At 58.8% G+C, this 17,525-nt stretch carries 14 protein-coding genes, 2 tRNA genes and 1 pseudogene; 8 read left to right on the top strand and 9 right to left on the bottom strand.

Features of this window, described 5'->3' with window-relative positions:
• Positions 1-3 precede the first annotated feature (3 nt).
• The 4 genes from BSF40_RS02770 (at position 4) to BSF40_RS02755 (ending at position 3,371) form a co-directional block, all read left to right on the top strand.
• Positions 4-840, top strand: coding sequence for an ABC transporter permease subunit (locus BSF40_RS02770; RefSeq protein WP_165824810.1), 837 nt, complete (start codon positions 4-6; stop codon positions 838-840).
• Positions 827-1,627, top strand: a complete 801-nt coding sequence (locus tag BSF40_RS02765) for an ABC transporter permease (RefSeq protein ID WP_095964002.1) — start codon at positions 827-829, stop codon at positions 1,625-1,627. Before BSF40_RS02770 ends, BSF40_RS02765 begins: the two co-directional genes overlap by 14 nt.
• Entirely contained in the window at positions 1,624-2,613 is a 990-nt protein-coding gene (locus tag BSF40_RS02760) for an ABC transporter ATP-binding protein (RefSeq protein ID WP_095964001.1), read from the top strand. Before BSF40_RS02765 ends, BSF40_RS02760 begins: the two co-directional genes overlap by 4 nt.
• Positions 2,614-2,717: 104 nt before the next feature.
• A complete protein-coding gene (locus BSF40_RS02755) occupies positions 2,718-3,371 on the top strand; it encodes an HAD family phosphatase (protein ID WP_095964000.1) in 654 nt (217 codons plus the stop codon).
• A gap of 113 nt (positions 3,372-3,484) precedes the next feature.
• Here BSF40_RS02755 and BSF40_RS02750 read toward each other — a convergent pair whose 3' ends face one another.
• Positions 3,485-4,447, bottom strand: a complete 963-nt coding sequence (locus BSF40_RS02750) for a zinc-binding dehydrogenase (protein WP_095963999.1) — start codon at positions 4,445-4,447, stop codon at positions 3,485-3,487.
• Between the two features lie 138 nt (positions 4,448-4,585).
• Between BSF40_RS02750 and BSF40_RS02745 the strand changes: the two genes are divergently transcribed.
• Together BSF40_RS02745 and BSF40_RS02740 are read left to right on the top strand one after the other, a co-directional pair.
• Positions 4,586-6,667: a carboxy terminal-processing peptidase gene (locus tag BSF40_RS02745; protein ID WP_172435661.1), complete on the top strand. Its 2,082-nt coding sequence runs from the start codon at positions 4,586-4,588 to the stop codon at positions 6,665-6,667.
• Positions 6,668-6,813: 146 nt separating this feature from the next.
• Entirely contained in the window at positions 6,814-8,598 is a 1,785-nt protein-coding gene (locus BSF40_RS02740) for a bifunctional diguanylate cyclase/phosphodiesterase (protein WP_095963997.1), read from the top strand.
• A gap of 471 nt (positions 8,599-9,069) precedes the next feature.
• On the opposite strand, the gene BSF40_RS02735 is transcribed toward BSF40_RS02740, so the two are convergent.
• The 5 genes from BSF40_RS02735 to BSF40_RS02715 all read right to left on the bottom strand — a co-directional run bounded on the left by BSF40_RS02735 (position 9,070) and on the right by BSF40_RS02715 (position 11,766).
• Positions 9,070-9,477 carry a hypothetical protein gene (locus tag BSF40_RS02735; RefSeq protein WP_095963996.1) on the bottom strand — a complete coding sequence of 136 codons (408 nt, stop codon included), beginning with the start codon at positions 9,475-9,477 and terminating at the stop codon, positions 9,070-9,072.
• Positions 9,478-9,849, bottom strand: a complete 372-nt coding sequence (locus BSF40_RS02730; protein ID WP_003223109.1) for a hypothetical protein — start codon at positions 9,847-9,849, stop codon at positions 9,478-9,480.
• Positions 9,846-10,187 carry a helix-turn-helix transcriptional regulator gene (locus BSF40_RS02725; RefSeq protein WP_015096140.1) on the bottom strand — a complete coding sequence of 114 codons (342 nt, stop codon included), beginning with the start codon at positions 10,185-10,187 and terminating at the stop codon, positions 9,846-9,848. The genes BSF40_RS02730 and BSF40_RS02725 overlap by 4 nt, the downstream gene beginning before the upstream one ends.
• Before the next feature lie 114 nt (positions 10,188-10,301).
• Positions 10,302-10,757: a YkvA family protein gene (locus BSF40_RS02720; protein ID WP_095963995.1), complete on the bottom strand. Its 456-nt coding sequence runs from the start codon at positions 10,755-10,757 to the stop codon at positions 10,302-10,304.
• 292 nt (positions 10,758-11,049) lie between these two features.
• Entirely contained in the window at positions 11,050-11,766 is a 717-nt protein-coding gene (locus tag BSF40_RS02715; protein ID WP_007997283.1) for an FKBP-type peptidyl-prolyl cis-trans isomerase, read from the bottom strand.
• A gap of 267 nt (positions 11,767-12,033) precedes the next feature.
• On the opposite strand from BSF40_RS02715, the gene BSF40_RS02710 reads away from it, so the two are divergent.
• Both BSF40_RS02710 and BSF40_RS02705 read left to right on the top strand, forming a co-directional pair.
• A complete protein-coding gene (locus BSF40_RS02710) occupies positions 12,034-13,836 on the top strand; it encodes a di-heme-cytochrome C peroxidase (protein ID WP_095964061.1) in 1,803 nt (600 codons plus the stop codon).
• 28 nt (positions 13,837-13,864) lie between these two features.
• Positions 13,865-14,998, top strand: coding sequence for a catalase family protein (locus tag BSF40_RS02705; protein WP_095963994.1), 1,134 nt, complete (start codon positions 13,865-13,867; stop codon positions 14,996-14,998).
• A gap of 128 nt (positions 14,999-15,126) precedes the next feature.
• On the opposite strand, the gene BSF40_RS02700 is transcribed toward BSF40_RS02705, so the two are convergent.
• The 3 genes and pseudogenes from BSF40_RS02700 to BSF40_RS02690 all read right to left on the bottom strand — a co-directional run bounded on the left by BSF40_RS02700 (position 15,127) and on the right by BSF40_RS02690 (position 17,182).
• Positions 15,127-15,203: transfer RNA gene (locus BSF40_RS02700), tRNA-Asp, on the bottom strand.
• 19 nt (positions 15,204-15,222) lie between these two features.
• Positions 15,223-15,298 (bottom strand) — tRNA-Val (locus BSF40_RS02695).
• A gap of 441 nt (positions 15,299-15,739) precedes the next feature.
• Positions 15,740-17,182 (bottom strand): annotated as a pseudogene (locus tag BSF40_RS02690) (IS66 family transposase).
• Positions 17,183-17,525: the final 343 nt, after the last annotated feature.

Below are 17,525 nucleotides of genomic sequence, written 5' to 3'. Positions count from 1 at the left end.
GCCATGACCCGCAGTAAATGGCTGGCAGCCTTATGCCTGGTCCCGTTCGCACTGTTCTTCATCGTGTTCGAGATCGCACCGCTGACCTGGGTGATGATCAACAGCCTGCAATCGGAAGAGTTCGGCTGGGGCCTGGCCAACTTCAGCAAAATCTTCAGTTCGAAGTTTTACCTGCAGGCGATCCAGTACAGCCTCGAGATCAGCTTCTGGTCCAGCGTGTTCGGGATCATCATCGCGATACTGGGCGCCTACTCCCTGCGCCGGGTCGATTCGAAACTGCGCAACTTCGTCAACGCCTTCGCCAACATGACCAGCAACTTCGCCGGCGTGCCCCTGGCCTTTGCGTTCATCATTTTGCTCGGCTTCAACGGCAGCTTCACCATCATGCTCAAGCAGGCCGGCATCATCCAGGATTTCAACCTGTACTCGAAAACCGGGCTGATCATTCTCTACACCTACTTCCAGATTCCCCTCGGCGTGCTGCTGCTGTACCCGGCCTTCGATGCGCTGCGCGAAGACTGGCGAGAGTCCGCTGCGCTACTGGGCGCCGACGGTTGGCAGTACTGGCGGCACATCGGATTGCCGGTGTTGACGCCGGCACTGCTGGGCACCTTCGTGATCCTGCTGGCCAACGCCCTCGGCGCCTACGCCACGGTGTACGCCCTGACCACCGGCAACTTCAACGTGCTGCCGATCCGCATTGCGGCGATGGTGTCCGGTGACATTTCCCTGGACCCGAACCTGGCCAGCGCCCTGGCCGTGGTGCTGGTGGCCTTGATGACCCTGGTGACCATCGTGCATCAGTTGCTGTTGAAGAGGAGCTACCATGTCTCGCGCTGAACTCGGGCCCGCCGGTGTCTACCACCGCGTCGTGGTTTACCTGTTGTTTGCCATCCTGCTGTTGCCGCTGGCCGGCACGCTGATCTATTCGATCGCCAGCAGTTGGTCGGCGACCATTCTGCCCAGCGGCTTCACCCTCAAGTGGTACATCCAGCTGTGGAGCGATCCGCGCTTCCTGCATGCGTTCGGGCAATCGCTGCTGGTCTGCGTCGGTTCACTGGTTCTTTCCGTGGTGCTGATCCTGCCGCTGCTGTTTGTGGTGCATTACCATTTCCCGAAACTCGATGCGCTGATGAACATCCTGATCCTGCTGCCCTTCGCCGTGCCACCGGTGGTGTCGTCGGTGGGGCTGCTGCAGCTCTATGGTTCCGGACCGTTCGCCATGGTCGGTACACCCTGGATCCTGATCGGTTGCTACTTCACCGTGGCGCTGCCGTTCATGTACCGGGCGATCACCAACAACCTGCAAGCGATCAACCTGCGCGACCTGATGGACGCCGCCCAGTTGCTCGGCGCCAGTACCTGGCAAGCCGCCTTCCTGGTGGTGCTGCCGAACCTGCGCAAGGGCCTGATGGTGGCGCTGCTGCTGTCGTTCTCGTTCCTGTTCGGTGAGTTCGTGTTCGCCAACATCCTCGTCGGCACCCGCTACGAAACCCTGCAGGTCTACCTCAACAACATGCGCAACAGCAGCGGTCATTTCACCAGTGCGCTGGTGATTTCCTACTTCTTCTTTGTGCTGGTTCTGACCTGGATTGCCAATATCTTGAACAGGGACAAAAGCGAATGAGCTATGTCAGCGTCCAACATCTTCAGAAAAGCTTCGCCGGCACCACAGTGTTCAGCGACATCAATTGCGAAATCCAGAAAGGTGAGTTCGTCACCCTGCTCGGCCCCTCCGGCTGCGGCAAATCCACCCTGCTGCGCTGCATCGCCGGCCTGACTTCGGTGGATGGCGGAAAAATCTTGCTCGATGGTGCCGATATCGTGCCGGTGAGCCCGCAGAAACGCGGGATCGGCATGGTGTTCCAGAGCTATGCGCTGTTCCCCAACATGACCGTGGAGCAAAACGTCGCCTTTGGTCTGCGCATGCAAAAGGTCAATGCCGATGACAGCCAAAAACGCGTCGCCGAAGTACTGAAACTGGTGGAGTTGCAGGACTTCGCCGCACGCTATCCACATCAGCTGTCCGGTGGCCAATGCCAGCGCGTCGCCCTCGCCCGCTCGCTGGTGACCCGGCCACGCCTGTTGCTGCTGGACGAACCGCTGTCGGCGCTGGATGCGCGCATTCGCAAGCACCTGCGCGAACAGATCCGTCAGATCCAGCGCGAACTGGGCCTGACCACGATTTTCGTCACACACGATCAGGAAGAAGCCCTGACCATGTCTGACCGGATTTTCCTGATGAATCAGGGAAAAATCGTACAAAGCGGCGACGCCGAAACCCTCTACACTGCGCCGGTGGATGTGTTCGCTGCCGGCTTCATCGGCAACTACAACCTGCTGGACGCCGACAGCGCCTCGAAGCTGCTGCAGCGGCCAATCAACAAGCGCATCGCCATTCGCCCGGAAGCCATCGAACTGAGTCTCAACGGTGAACTGGACGCGCAGGTACGCAGCCACAGCCTGTTGGGCAACGTAATCCGCTACCGGGTCGAAGCCCGGGGCGTGGAACTGGTGGTGGATGTGCTGAACCGCTCGGCGGCCGACCTGCATCCCGATGGTCAGCGCCTGGCGCTTTCCATCGATCCGACGGCCCTGTGTGAGGTAGCTTGAAGGCAGCGGCAAGTTTCAAGCTGCAAGCTTCAAGTTGTAGACTGCTGACCACCTAACCCAATTCTTGCAGCTTGCAGCTTGCAGCTGTTCTCAGAGAGAACCCGATGGCCCTGGCAATTTTTGATCTGGACGAAACCTTGATCCACGGCGACTGCGCCACCCTTTGGAGCGAGCAGATGGGTCGCCTGGGCTGGGTCGACCCCGAGTCGTTCATGCGACAGAACAACGAGCTGATGGATGCCTACAGCCACGGCAAATTGCGCATGGAAGACTACATGACCTTCAGCCTGGAGCCGATGATCGGCCGCACGCCACAAGAGGTCGAGCATCTGGTTGGCCCCTGGGTGGAAAACTACATCGAGCCGATCATTTTCAGTGACGCCACCAAAGCCATCGCGGCACACCGCAAGGCCGGCGACCGGATCCTGGTGATCTCGGCCTCGGGCACCCACCTGGTCCGCCCCATCGCCGAGCGCCTGGGCATCGACGAGATTCTGGGCATCGAACTGGAAGTGGTTCAGGGCGTTTACACCGGCCATACCGTGGGCACCCTGACCTATCGCGAAGGCAAGATCACCCGCTTGCTGGAGTGGCTGGATGCGGAGGAGGAAAACCTCGAAGGCGCGAGTTTCTATTCCGACTCACGTAATGATTTGCCGCTGTTGCTGAAGGTGGACTACCCGCATGTGGTCAATCCTGACCCGGTATTACTGGAACACGCCGAAAAAGCCGGATGGCCGATCCACCTCTGGAAATAACCCGGCCCCCCTGTGGGAGCGAGCTTGCTCGCGATGGCGGCGAGTCAGTTGCATTAATATCAACTGACACTCCGCTAATCGCGAGCAAGCTCGCTCCCACAGGTTTCTCGTTGTCAGTTCAGACTCTCGTCAATCACCAACACCACCTTCCCCGCCACGTTATTGCTCGCCAACTCGGCAAACGCTGCCTCGGCATCCTTGATCGGGAATGTCCTGGCCAGTTGCGCACTCAAGCGCCCCTCGGCGAACAACGGCCACACGTGCAGGCCCAGATCGCTGAACAGATCTGCCTTGAACTGATCATCCCGGCTGCGCAGGGTCGAGCCCAGCAACTGCACGCGCTTGGCCAGCACCAGGGCCAGATCCAGCTTGGCCTCGCGCCCGCCCATCAGACCGATCAACACCCAGCGACCATCCTGAGCCAGCAACTTCAGGTTCAATGCCGCGTAATTGCCGCCCACCGGGTCGAGAATCACGTCGAACGGCCCCAGATCCCGCAAGCCCTCCAGATCACCGTTACGCACCACGCCGCCCTGGGCACCCAGCGCTTCGCAGTACGCCAGTCGCTCGGCAGAGCCGACGCTGACCCAGCACGGGTTACCGAAGGCCTTGCACAGCTGAATGGCCGCTGAACCAATGCCACTTGCTCCGGCGTGCAGCAGAACTTTCTGTCCCGGCTTGAGCGCAGCCAGTTGAAACAAATTCAGCCAGACTGTTGCATAAACTTCGGGCAATGCCGCCGCTTCCACCAGTGACATTCCGTCGGGAACCGGCAGCACATGCCGCCCGTCGACAACCACCTCTTCGGCCATCCCGCCCCCGGCCAGCAAGGCGCAAACCCGATCGCCCACCTGCCAGGAGGAGCCGGCGCCGACCTCGCTGATGACCCCCGAGCACTCTAGACCGAGCACCTGGCTGGCCCCTGGCGGTGGCGGATAAAGACCGGCTTTCTGCAACAAATCGGCACGATTGAGGCCCGCTGCCGCCACTCGAATACGAACTTGCCCTACATCGCATGCAGGACTGGGTTCATCAACCCATACCACTTGACCGTCAACGCCTTGCAATGCTTTCACAGTGCCTCCATAGTGAGTCTGGACTGAGCCCGAAGCTGTATCGCCGGGCTTTTTGCATTATGCGACCGGCTCCCAAAGAGCCGGCGACTTCAAAGACGGCCTAATATGCGTTATCAATTGTCCCCGCGTCGAATCAGCATGAAGCATCTGTTCCCCAGCACTGCCCTCGCCTTATTCATCGGTATCGGCTTGCTGCCGATGTCGAGCAATACATTCGCAGCCAATAGCTGGGACAAGCTTCAGCCCGATCGTGACGAAGTGATCGCCAGTCTGAACGTCGTGGAATTGCTCAAACGCCACCACTACAGCAAGCCGCCACTCGATGACGCGCGCTCGGTGATCATCTACGACAGCTACCTCAAGCTGCTGGATCCATCGCGCAGCTATTTCATGGCCAGCGACATTGCCGAATTCGACAAGTGGAAGACGCAGTTCGACGACTTCCTCAAGAGCGGCGACCTGAACGCCGGGTTCACCATCTACAAGCGCTACCTGGACCGTGTGAAGGCGCGTCTGGACTTTGCCCTTGCCGAGCTGAACAAGGGCGTCGACAAGATCGACTTCACCGCCAAGGAAACCTTGCTGATCGACCGCAAGGACGCCCCTTGGCTCAAATCCACCGCGGAACTCGACGACCTGTGGCGCAAACGCGTCAAGGACGAGGTCCTGCGCCAGAAGATCGCCGGCAAGGATTCCAGGCAGATCCAGGAAACCCTGACCAAGCGCTACAAGAACCAGTTGGCGCGCCTGGACCAGACCCGCGCGGAAGACATCTTCCAGGCGTACATCAATACCTTCGCCATGTCCTACGACCCGCATACCAACTATCTGTCGCCGGATAACGCGGAGAACTTCGACATCAACATGAGCCTGTCCCTCGAGGGCATCGGCGCCGTGTTGCAGAGCGATAACGACCAGGTGAAAGTCGTGCGCCTGGTGCCGGCAGGTCCGGCGGACAAGACCAAGCAGGTGGCACCGGCCGACAAGATCATCGGCGTTGCCCAGGGCAACAAGGAAATGGTCGACGTCGTGGGCTGGCGCCTGGACGAGGTGGTCAAGTTGATCCGTGGTCCGAAAGGCACCGTGGTGCGCCTGGAAGTGATCCCGGCCAGCAATGCGCCGAACGACCAGACCACCAAGATCGTGCCGATCACCCGCGAAGCGGTGAAGCTCGAAGACCAGGCCGTGAAGAAATCGGTCTTGAACCTGAAGCAGGACGGCAAGGACTACAAGCTCGGCGTCATCGAGATCCCGGCGTTCTATCTGGACTTCAAGGCCTTCCGTGCCGGCGACCCGGATTACAAGAGCACCACCCGCGACGTCAAGAAACTGCTGACCGAACTGCAGAAAGAGAAAGTCGACGGCGTGGTCATCGACCTGCGCAACAACGGTGGCGGCTCCTTGCAGGAAGCCACCGAGCTGACCAGCCTGTTCATCGACAAAGGCCCGACTGTGCTCGTGCGTAACGCCGATGGCCGTGTAGACGTGCTGGAAGACGAAAACCCGGGCGCGTTCTACAAAGGCCCGATGGCGTTGCTGGTCAACCGCCTGTCCGCTTCGGCTTCGGAGATTTTTGCCGGCGCCATGCAGGACTACCACCGCGCACTGATCATCGGCGGCCAGACCTTCGGCAAAGGTACCGTGCAGACCATCCAGCCACTCAACCATGGCGAGCTGAAACTGACCCTGGCCAAGTTCTACCGGGTTTCCGGACAGAGCACCCAGCATCAGGGTGTCTTGCCAGACATCGATTACCCGTCGATCATCGACACCAAGGAAATCGGTGAAAGCGCCCTGCCCGAAGCCATGCCGTGGGACACCATCAAGGCGGCGATCAAGCCGGCGGTCGACCCATTCAAGCCGTACATTACGCAACTCCAGTCCGAGCATGACGTGCGTACGGCCAAAGATGCGGAGTTCGTGTTCATCCGCGACAAGCTGGCCCTGGCGCAGAAACTGATGGCCGAGAAAACCGTCAGCCTCAATGAAGTCGAGCGTCGTGCCCAGCACGCCGACATCGAAGCCAAACAGCTGGCCATGGAGAACATCCGTCGCAAGGCCAAGGGCGAAGAACCGCTCAAAGAGCTGAAGAAAGAAGACGAGGACGCCCTGGCGGCCGAGGACGACAAGACCAAACCGGAAGACGACGCCTACCTCAGCGAAACAGGGCGGATTCTGCTGGACTACCTGAAACTCAATACGGCAGTGGCGAAGCACTGAGTGCTTACAAACAGGTGATGGCAATTTAATGCTAACGCCCTCCGGGGCGTCATCAAACAGTCATCATTCTGTCGTGAAATACGGGACTGGCGTGCTCCTTGTCGAAAGGGACCACGCCAGTCCTTTTTTTATCGCCAGAGATCGCCATGACCACAACCGAACAACTGAGTGCATTGAGCTCGATCCTGACTCAAGGCGGTTTGCACAGTTTGTTCCAACCGATCATCAGCCTCTCTGAGCGGCGCATTCTCGGCTACGAAGCCCTCAGTCGCGGGCCGTCCAACAGCCCTTTGCACTCCCCTGTCGCCCTGTTCGCCGTCGCCCGCCAGGCCGGTCGTTTGAGCGAGCTGGAAATTGCCTGCCGCCAAAGCGCTTGCCGACGTTTCAATGAACAACAACTGCCCGGCCTGTTGTTCCTCAACGTATCCCCCGAATCCCTGCTCGAAGCGGCCCATCAACCGGGACGCACCCTGCAATTGCTGCAGGACTTCGGCATTGCGCCGAGTCAGGTGGTCATCGAGCTCACGGAACAGACGCCAACGGATGATTTCCAGCTGCTGCAAACCGCCCTGCATCACTATCGGGCGATGGGATTTTCGATTGCGCTGGACGATCTGGGAGCGGGTTATTCGAGCTTGCGTTTGTGGTCCGAACTGCGGCCGGATTACGTCAAAATCGACCGGCATTTCATTGATGGCATTCATCAGGATGCGCTCAAGCGCGAGTTCGTCGGCTCGATCCTGCAAATCGCCAAGGCCTCGCGGGCGCAAGTCATAGCCGAAGGTATCGAGTTACCGGAAGAGCTCACGGTACTGACCGAGATGGGCGTCGATCTGGTCCAGGGCTATCTGCTCTGTCGCCCCCAGGAACACCCGCCACGGGATGCCCGGGCAATGATGCCCCGCCAGGACAGCACCAGCGTTGTACTGAGCGAAGACGGCAGCGACCTCAGCGCACTGCTCAACGAGCAACCCGCCGTGAACCGGGACACCCCGACCGCCACGGTGCTCGAAGCCTTTCGCCGCCAGGCCAACCTGAACTCGCTGGCGGTCCTGGATGCACAGGGTCAGCCTTGCGGTATCGTCCATCGGCATTCGCTCTCCGATGCCCTGCTCAAGCCCTTTGCCACCGATCTGTTCGCCCGCAAACCCATCAGTCGCCTGATGAACGATGACTTCCTCGCCGTCGAGCTGAGTCAGTCGCTGCAACAAGTCAGTCGCCTGATCACAGGCCGTGCCCGCCAGCGCATCGAAGAAGATTTCATCATCACCCTCAATGGCGGCTATCTTGGGCTGGGCCGCGTGATAGACGTACTCAAACTGATTACCGAACTGAAGATCCAGCAAGCCCGCTATGCCAACCCGCTGACCTTGCTCCCAGGCAACGTGCCGATCCAGCAATGCCTGACGCGTCTGCTGCAACAGCAACGGGAATCGGTGATCTGCTACGTGGACATCGATAGCTTCAAACCCTTCAACGACATCTACGGCTATGGCCGCGGCGACGAAGTCCTGTTGTGCCTGGCGCAATGCCTGAACGACCGCATCGACCCGTCCCGCGACTTTGTCGGCCACATTGGCGGTGATGATTTCCTGCTGGTGCTCGGCCCGGAAGACTGGCGCAAACGATTGAACCAGTTGCTCGACGACTTCCAGAGCCAGTGCCGGCGCTTCTACCGCAGCGAGCACCTGGAAGCCGGCTGCTTCATCGCACCGAATCGCCAGGGCATGCGGCAGGAGTTTGCGCTGTTGTCGCTGTCGATCGGCGTGGTGCATCTTCATCCACAGGCCTGTGGACAACTCGATGCGAGCCAGCTGGCGGAAATGGCGTCACAAGCCAAGCACCATGCGAAGAATGTGCAGGGGTATAGCGTGCATGTGATTGACAGCCGGGTGGTGCAGGAACGTGAAGGTGCTTGCCTGATGGGGTAGCGGTGATTGGCAGGACGCCTTCGCGGGCAAGTCGGATCGCCGCACCGCCGCTCCCACAGAAGAGCAGAGCAAAAGCAGATCCGCGTCCCCCCACGCTCCTCACCATTCAACAGGCCGAGCGTTAGCTCGCCTGCCGCTCTTGATCTTGATCCACCCGCCCCCTCGGCAGGCTGAGCGGAGGTGTTCATCCGGGGATGGGCGCGCAGCGCCGTTCGACGCAGTCGAACTCATTGCATGTAGGTCGAAGCGAAGCCGACCGGAGGGCAATGCCCCCGGATGAATACCGGAGTGAAGGAACCCCGAGCCTCAGCGAGGGGCCGTACGTAAGGGGCGAGCGTTTTTTGCTTCCTTTTTTAGGCGCTTGTAAAAAAGGGAGTCGCCGTAAGGGCGAAACCATAAGCCGCCGTTACCGAAGAAACGGATATGTACACAGTCAACAAAAGACAGGTCGCCTTGCAGACAGGCCCAGGGTTATAGCTCAGCCTCGCGAGACGCCAACTCTTGCAACTTGATCGGCGCCAACGGATGCCCGGCCTTCGCCGCGATCTCCCAGAATCGCGCCGCTTCAAGGGGATCCGGCGCCTTGCTCGCCGTCCCGGCCAGACTGATCACGCCCACTTGATACGCTGCCTTGCCATCGCCCGCCAATGCCGCCAGGCGCAACAAACGCGCGCCCTCCTCACGAGCACCGAGGCCGACACCGCGAAACGTCAGGATGTGCCCATAGAAGCTCTGGGCGCCGACGTCGCCCAGGTTGGCCATGCGTGCAAACTGACCTTCGAGCCAGCGCCAGCCCTGCGGCTGGCGAACAAACCACGACCAGTGAAACAACCGACGCGCGAGCCAGTACCCGGCTCGCGCCTTGATTTGCAAAAACATTCAGGCCTCGGCCGATTCCGGGTATTCGTACTCGAACACCCGCACCACTTCCGAAGCGTGCCAGGACGCGGCAGCAACGCCGTCCGACGGCCCGGAAAAACGCCCGAGACGCTCGACACACTCAAAGAATCCGGTGCGCGGCAAACGGCTGGCGCCCTGACTGATCACCAGCGAACTGCGCAATGGCTGCTCCGCCTTGGCGTCCAGAGCCGCCAGATGCTCAAGGGCCGCCGTCAGGGTCTGCATGGCCGGGGTCGGCAACTGCAAACGCTCCAGCAATGCCCGATACGTCAACAGATGGCGCTGGCGCCGCGCCTGATCCAGTTCGCCCAGCAATCCGTCCCAGTGTTGACGGCTGATGCGTACACTCACGATTCATCCCTCCATCCTGGCACCGTCAATTCCCAAGCCAGGCTGCGGCGAATCGCGGCGTCGGGCAGACGCTCGCCACTTTCGATCATGGCCAGGTAAGACGGGCTGATGCCTACCGTGCGGGCCAGCGCCTCGATGGCGATGCCCTTCCCCTCGCGCAAACTGCGTAGTTGATCCAGACCCGGAAGAATCGCGTCTGGTGTCGCCGCCTGAGGCTTCGTGGCTTGAGGCGACGCTTGCTCCTTGATACCCGCTGCGTTCAATAACGCCTGATATTGAGCCCATGGCAGAACCGCATACTCGGGCTCGCCTTCGCGTGTAATTATCTGAATATCCATCACTACCCCGTAGGACAACAACACTTAGCGAGTCGGCACTTTTCCCTAGAAGTGTAATCCTAACAGCGGCCAAGGTCGCGGGGGGCATCAATCTATGAAGTCGTGAAAATCGACTCAGCGTTTTTTCGAGCCTTGCAGTTGAAGTTGCTCGGGGGTATCGGGCAGGCGCTCAACCACCGCGAGCTTCTCCGGGACCTGCCGTTTGCGCCAGGCGCGGAAGGCATTGAGCTCGTCGTCGAGTACTTTCACCAACCACGCCAGGACTGCGATGTCGTCGAACATGCCGAACAGCGGAATGAAGTCCGGGACCGCATCCAACGGGCTGAGGAAGTACATCAGGCCCGCGACAACCGAAACCAGCGCCTTGGGGCTGATGGCGCGATACTCGCCACGCCAGTAGGCCAGGCAGAGTGCCTGCAACAGCTTCAGGTCGTCCTTGATCTTGCCAAGTCGATTGCCCTGGCTTGCACCTTTACTGGCGACTGCGAACAACAGGGTCGGCAATCGACCGCGTGCCAGCAGACGTCCGGCCAGTGGCAGGAAACGAGCGAAACTCCAGGGTGCTTTCATCATTCCTCCCGTTGAAATGTTATCCACACAAATTGTGGATAACCTTGTGAACAGAGCTGCTTTTCATCGCTGCAAGCCCCGTTTTACAAGGCCTGCGTTCAGATCGGGCGTTTTTTACTCATCAAAAAAAACCCATAATTTCATTGACTTGGCGGCCTTGTGCATCTACCGCCGACACTACTATGCCTAAGACTCCGACCTAGAGCGCCTGTTCGTTTTTTTTACCCGTGCCGAACGCCAGATGCAACAACGCCCCGCATAAGCGAGGCGTTGTTATCGAAGCAGACGCTGGTTACTTGGCAGCGGCGTCTTCTTTTGCCGGATCCTTGATGGCCAGCAGTTCCAGGTCGAATACCAGCACCGAGTTGGCTGGAATCGCCGGGCTCGGGCTTTGAGCGCCGTAAGCCAGGTCAGCAGGGATGTACAGTTTGTACTTCTCGCCAACGTGCATCAGTTGCAGGCCTTCGACCCAACCCGGGATCACACCGCTGACCGGCAGATCGATCGGGCTGCCGCGCTCGACGGAGCTGTCGAATACGGTGCCGTTGGTCAGCTTGCCGGTGTAGTGAACGGTCACTACATCAGACGGCTTTGGCTGAGGGCCATCGGCTTTCTGCACGACTTCGTACTGCAAGCCCGAAGCGGTGGTGGTCACGCCGGCTTTCTTGCCGTTTTCTTCGAGGAATTTCTTGCCGGCAGCGGCCGACTCTTCGCTCATCTTGGCCATGCGTTCTTCAGCACGCTTTTGCAGTGCGGCGAACGCTTCAACCAGTTCTTCGTCCTTGAGCTTCTGCTCTTTCTTGCCGACGGCGTCTTCGATGCCCTGGGCTACAGCTTTGGAATCCAGATCATCCATGCCTTCCTGAGCCAGGCTCTTGCCCATGTTCAGGCCAATGCCGTAGGAAGCTTTTTGCGCCGGAGTTTTCAGCTCTACGCTGGTCTGCGAATCACAACCCGCGAGTACCAGGCTAACCAGGGCCACCGCCGCCGCCAACCGATGCTGTTTCATGCTATTTCCTTGTTCATGCGCCTAAAGGGCAATCGAGTAAAGCCGCGAGCTTATCAGGCCGCCACGACCAATGGCTACCGGCATGAGAGCCGGAATCAATTGATAAGTTCAGGTGTTTAAACGCTTTTCACAATTGGAGTGATGAAGCTTCTTTCATCTTGTTCCGACAGAGGCTGATTCCTGAACCTGCAATCTGGCGTAATGGCCTCTTGCCGCACCTTGGGCACTCGGGCATAACAGCATGATAATTCGACAAGGATGTTTATCTTGCGCCTCTTCCTACGCTTGCTGGCTCTCATCACAGTCCTGCTCGGGCTGGCCCTGGCCGTGATTCTCTATTACGTCGCCAACCCGAAATTGCCGGCCTGGTCGCCTGCTCAACAGGTGCATTACCTGGAGCAATGGAGCGCCGTCGACCGAGAGACTTATTACTTCACCCCCCAGGGCACCCAGGTCAAAGGCTTGCGCTATGACTGGTTCACCGCCCTCGAACTGCCCTTCTCGCAGCAACGCTTTGCCGCCCCCGACTACCTCGCGCGCTTCGGCTTTCTGGTGGACCCCGGCCAGAAACCGACGCCGAACAACCCCGGCAACCTCCCCGCAGGCTTTACCCGGCATCAGAATGCCGACAGCCCGGATGTGTTTCTGGATATCACCTGTGCGGCCTGCCACACCGGCGAACTGCGCTTCAAGGGGCAAGCCGTGCGTATCGACGGCGGTTCGGCGCAGCATGTCCTGCCGTCCAGCGTTCCTACGCTCAAAGGGGGCAGTTTCGGACAAGCCCTGGTCGCCAGCCTGGTCTCGACCTACTACAACCCGTGGAAATTCGAACGTTTCGCACGCAACGTACTGGGCCAGGACTACGAGACGCGCCACAAACAACTGCGCAAAGAACTCAAGACTTCACTCGATACATTCCTCAAAGTGGCCTGGAACGACACCCATCGCGGGCTCTATCCAACCGAGGAAGGACCGGGGCGCACCGACGCCTTCGGGCGCATTGCCAACGCCAGCTTCGGTGACGCGATTTCCCCCGACAACTACCGCGTGGCCAATGCTCCGGTCGATTATCCGCAGTTGTGGGACATGTGGACGTTCGAATGGGTGCAGTGGAACGGCTCGGCGAAACAACCGATGGCCCGCAACATCGGCGAGGCGTTGGGCGTCGGTGCCACGCTGAACTTCTTCGACCAGAACGGCCAGCCGCTGATGGGCGATGCCCGCTACCCCTCCAGTGTCCGCGTGCGCGACCTGCACCTGATCGAACAAACCCTGCAACGACTCTCGCCTCCGGCCTGGCCGGAAGACCTGCTGGGCACCATCGACAAGCCGCTGGCAGCCAAGGGGCGCACCTTGTTCGCGGAAAACTGCGCGGGCTGTCATGTACCGCGCACTACCCAGGGCGAGGGACGATACGTTCAGCACCTGAAAATGCTCCCGGTGGATGACATCGGCACAGACCCGGGCGCGGCCAACAACATCGCCGACCATCGCTTTGACCTGACGGCGCTGCAGTGGAAGCAGGCGGAACTGGAAAAACTTGATGTAGAGCCAAAACCCGACGAACCACTGGACCTGAGCAAGCTGTCCGTAGCCAAGGGGCTGGCCTATGTCACTGCATTTGTCCGCGACCGCGCCTATCGGGACGCCAATGTCACCCCCGCCGAGCACCCGGAAATGGACGGTTTCGGCCTGCCAATTGGCGTACGCGAATTGCGTTCGTACAAGGCCAGGCCGTTGGCGGGTGTATGGGCGACAGCGCCGTTTCTGCACAACGGCTCGGTACCGAGCCTTTATCAATTGCTGTCGCCGCAGGATGAGCGTGCAACCACGTTCTACAAAGGCACTTTCGAATATGACCCAAGGCACCTGGGTTACCGCACCGAAGCCTTTGCCAACGGTTTCCTGTTCGACACGCGAATCACCGGCAACCACAACAGTGGTCATGAATTCCGTGCCGGCAAACCCGGCAATGGCGTGATCGGCCGCTGGTTGCAGCCGCAGGAGCGTTGGGCACTGCTGGAGTATCTGAAAGTGCTGGGCGGCCCGCTGGAAGCGCAATTGCCATGACCACGGACTCAGCCAAAAGGACGCTCTCATGCTGATTACACTCTGGCTTCGCCTGGGCGCCTTCCTCGGCAAGCTGTTGCTGTGGCTGCTGGTTCTCGGCGTGCTTGGCTGGGCATTGGCCGCCTGGTTTGCCTGGCAGCAGCGCGGACCGGTGTCGGCGCAGGAGTCGATTGCGGACAATGAAGCCGCGATGACCCGGGACATCATCCAGACCGCCGTGCGCATCGTCGATCAGCACCGCGAAAGCACCCGCTACCTGCGCGATGCCCACGCCAAGGCCCACGGCTGCGTCAAAGCCGAAGTCCAGGTGTTGCCGGAACTGGCCAGCGAATTGCGCCAGGGCGTGTTCAGCGAGCCGGGCAAAACCTGGCAAGCGACGATGCGCCTGTCCAATGGCAATGCCTACCCGCAGTTCGACAGCATCCGCGATGCCCGGGGCATGGCGATCAAGCTGTTCGATGTACCGGGCAAACAACTATTGAGCGATCAGCCGGGGCGAAGCGAACAGGACTTTGTGATGTTCAGCCATCCGAACTTCTTTGTAAGTGACGTGGCCGAATACCGTCAGAACGTCGCTGCCCAGGCCGAGGGTAAAAAAATGATGGCGTTCTTCCCGGGGTGGGATCCGCGTTCGTGGCAGGTTCGCCACCTGTTTATTGCCCTGGCGACGTTGTCCCCTGCTCCATCGAGCCCAACCAGGACAACGTACTTTTCGGTTTCACCCTACAAATTCGGTGAGACCAATGCGAAGTTCCGGGTCATGCCCGATCCGGGCAGTTGCCCGGCCTACAACCTGCCGGAACAAAACCGCAAGTTGCCGAACTTCCTGCGCAATGCGCTGAATCAACAGTTGTCGACCGACCGGGTACCCGCGTGTTTCGTCTTGCAAATCCAGCGACAGGACGCCAACAAGTACATGCCGATTGAAGACACCAGCATTGAATGGCGCGAAAGCGATGCGCCCTTCGAGACGGTGGCGCAGATCAGGGTGCCGGCGCAGGACTTCGATACACCGGCACTGAACCTGCAATGCGACAACCAGTCATTCAATCCCTGGTTCGGTATCGAGGCACACCGCCCCATCGGCGGGATCAATCGCCTGCGCAAAGCCGTGTATGAAGCTGTCAGCGACTACCGACACAGCCGCAACGCCGAGCAATAACTGCGCAGACACAAAAAAAGCGATCCCGGGATCGCTTTGAAGGCCGGCCAAATGCCAGACAGCAAAAAGCCCGCACAAGGCGGGCTTTCTGTGGTGACCTGGCGTTCAGTGTTCCAGGTTACCGAATATGGCGCAGCGGACGGGACTCGAACCCGCGACCCCCGGCGTGACAGGCCGGTATTCTAACCGACTGAACTACCGCTGCGCGAAACGCTTGAAACGAATGGTGGGTGATGACGGGATCGAACCGCCGACATTCTGCTTGTAAGGCAGACGCTCTCCCAGCTGAGCTAATCACCCTTCGCTTCGTTACGGGACGCATTATGCCACAAGTTTTCGTAAAGTGTTGATTTATTTGAAGTTTTTTTCAAATAAATCCGAAAACCGGAAAAACGACACATCCCGCGGGTACAACGTACAAACTTGAGGCAGAAAAAAACCCGCTATCGCGGGTTTTTCCGTGGTGACCTGGCGTTCAGTGTTCCAGGTTACCGAATATGGCGCAGCGGACGGGATCATAACTCATCCTCTAACCTATTGAAAGACTTTGGATTCCAAAGCCAAGCTTATGATTGGTGGACTCAATTGTGTGCTTCTAATGACCGGCTGGCAATCGCTGACTGCGTGGCCGGCACGCTATGCTTTAAGGCTCAGAAAGGATTCTTCGGGGTTCACCAATCCAAACGGATCAAAAGCTAGCTTTATCAACTACATGCTCGCCACCCACGGCAATAGTGCTTCTTACTCGACAACCGACTGCGCATGCGGCTGCCGTTCTAGTACGTGGAGCAACCCCAGATAGGCCTCCTGTCCGTTCGCCCTGGCGGTCTAGACCGGCTGTAGATCTGAGCGCTGGCGGTGGCGTCCTTCGGCGCATCGCTGAACAGCTAAGCTTTACCCCGATGACAAAAGGCCTTATCGCTCTTTCTGCCAGTTTGTCGTCGATCGGCAGATGGCCCGCCTCTACATAACGTTTGAGCTTGTTCCAGTTGCTTGCGGATAATAAACGGCTTTCTCCAGGGCATTCTGCGACGTTACCTATGCAGTTTTCTCCAGCCACTTTGTATTTCACTCAGAACCGAAATGCTCCATGCTTGACCAATCACCAGGCGCTCAGCGTCGCCGACATCCTTGATTTCACGCTCGATCCTGAGAGTTTATTGATCAGACTCAACGCAACATCAGCACGCCGTGCCTTGCCCGTAAGTTGTACTTTCTGCGCGTCGACGAACTAACACGTGCATGCGTCCAGCATCCCATGCGCTCGAAGCCCTCATTTAAAGTGATAGCGTTATAGCCGGCATAATCATGACATAGCCGCGATAGCCTTCAAGCAGGTGCACAGGCAAGTCCCCCCACAACTGGATGCATAATCGAAAGTACATCAGGGTGTGCAGGAATCCCACCCTTTTGAACCCAAATCAAGGACTGGCTGTTGGGCTCGTGAACTTCGTCCTTGAGTACGTGAACACAGATTTCATCACAATGGATAACGCGTCCTTCAAGCAGGTTATCGCCCTTCACATTCAGCAGCGGCTGCAGGTGCGCCACATTGAATGACCCATCGCGCCAGGATTTGCCGAGGGATGTCGATCACGTGTCGCAACAGCACTTTCTCGAAACGATGAAGTGGCAATCCGTCGACGTACTTAGTGGTCAACAGCATCGCTAAACATGGCTGAGGCGAGGCTCTTTTCAATTAACTGAGCAGGTTTATCTACGGTGACCGTCGCAGCTTCAGCCACGGCAGTCATACACTTTGCGGATGTATTTGATCACCCGGATCAGCAGCGGCACGATCTCTAGCGGTTCGCTAGTACACTCGCCCATAATGGGCTTGCGGCAGCCGCAGTCGCAATTCAGGTCATGCTTGGGAAATTCGTGAATGACTTCAGTCCGGAAGAGCTCGGGCGGAAGCGGCTTACGTTGCCGCGATGTTTGAACGGTGCAACGACTTCTTCGTCCGGGTCTGGATTCGCAGCCGCCACAAGCTCAGCTTCTTCCTCATTGAACAAGGCCAACTGTGGCGTTAGCGAGTCGGCAGATTGTTCGGACTTGCGACAAACAGGCGCTGACGCCGCAGGACATTCTGCTCTTCGAGATAGGCGACTTTGGATTGCGATTCACAAAGCAACCGCTTGAGTAATGCAAGGTCGCCGGGAAGACGTCAGGCATGGAAATCATGCTGTGGATTATACCGGGTCAGGCAACGACGGCCTCGTCGGTGGTATCGACGGCGATTCTAAAACGGTCGGCGTCGAGGCGCTTGAGCCAAAGGCCCAGAAGCCGTCGCGCTCCCGATAAAGAGTTTTCATCCGATTACTGTGGCGATTCAGAATAACGAAGAACAGGGTGCCGAGAATGGCACCCTATTTTACGTTCGACCAGGGCCACTAGGCCGTCGAGGAGTTTTCGAAAAGTCCACAGACTTAGGATGGAGATAGCTTTTTTTTTTTCCACTTTAGCGTCGGGGCGCATAATCGAGGGCAGGCTCCAGAAAGAAATCGGGAGCGCAGCATCAGGGATC

Origin of the sequence: Pseudomonas sp. ACN5 (assembly GCF_002303975.1) — a bacterium.
GTDB lineage: Bacteria > Pseudomonadota > Gammaproteobacteria > Pseudomonadales > Pseudomonadaceae > Aquipseudomonas > Aquipseudomonas laurylsulfatiphila.
The sequence above is the reverse complement of the archived record's forward strand: the minus strand, read 5'-3'. Positions and strand labels throughout refer to the sequence as shown.

Coding starts and splice junctions, on each gene's coding strand:
- BSF40_RS02740 (WP_095963997.1), top strand. CDS start 6,814: ATGACCACAACCGAACAACTGAGTGCATTGAGCTCGATCCTGACTCAA.
- BSF40_RS02725 (WP_015096140.1), bottom strand. CDS start 10,187: ATGGATATTCAGATAATTACACGCGAAGGCGAGCCCGAGTATGCGGTT.
- BSF40_RS02705 (WP_095963994.1), top strand. CDS start 13,865: ATGCTGATTACACTCTGGCTTCGCCTGGGCGCCTTCCTCGGCAAGCTG.
- BSF40_RS02745 (WP_172435661.1), top strand. CDS start 4,586: ATGAAGCATCTGTTCCCCAGCACTGCCCTCGCCTTATTCATCGGTATC.
- BSF40_RS02765 (WP_095964002.1), top strand. CDS start 827: ATGTCTCGCGCTGAACTCGGGCCCGCCGGTGTCTACCACCGCGTCGTG.
- BSF40_RS02735 (WP_095963996.1), bottom strand. CDS start 9,477: ATGTTTTTGCAAATCAAGGCGCGAGCCGGGTACTGGCTCGCGCGTCGG.
- BSF40_RS02755 (WP_095964000.1), top strand. CDS start 2,718: ATGGCCCTGGCAATTTTTGATCTGGACGAAACCTTGATCCACGGCGAC.
- BSF40_RS02760 (WP_095964001.1), top strand. CDS start 1,624: ATGAGCTATGTCAGCGTCCAACATCTTCAGAAAAGCTTCGCCGGCACC.
- BSF40_RS02770 (WP_165824810.1), top strand. CDS start 4: ATGACCCGCAGTAAATGGCTGGCAGCCTTATGCCTGGTCCCGTTCGCA.
- BSF40_RS02720 (WP_095963995.1), bottom strand. CDS start 10,757: ATGAAAGCACCCTGGAGTTTCGCTCGTTTCCTGCCACTGGCCGGACGT.
- BSF40_RS02715 (WP_007997283.1), bottom strand. CDS start 11,766: ATGAAACAGCATCGGTTGGCGGCGGCGGTGGCCCTGGTTAGCCTGGTA.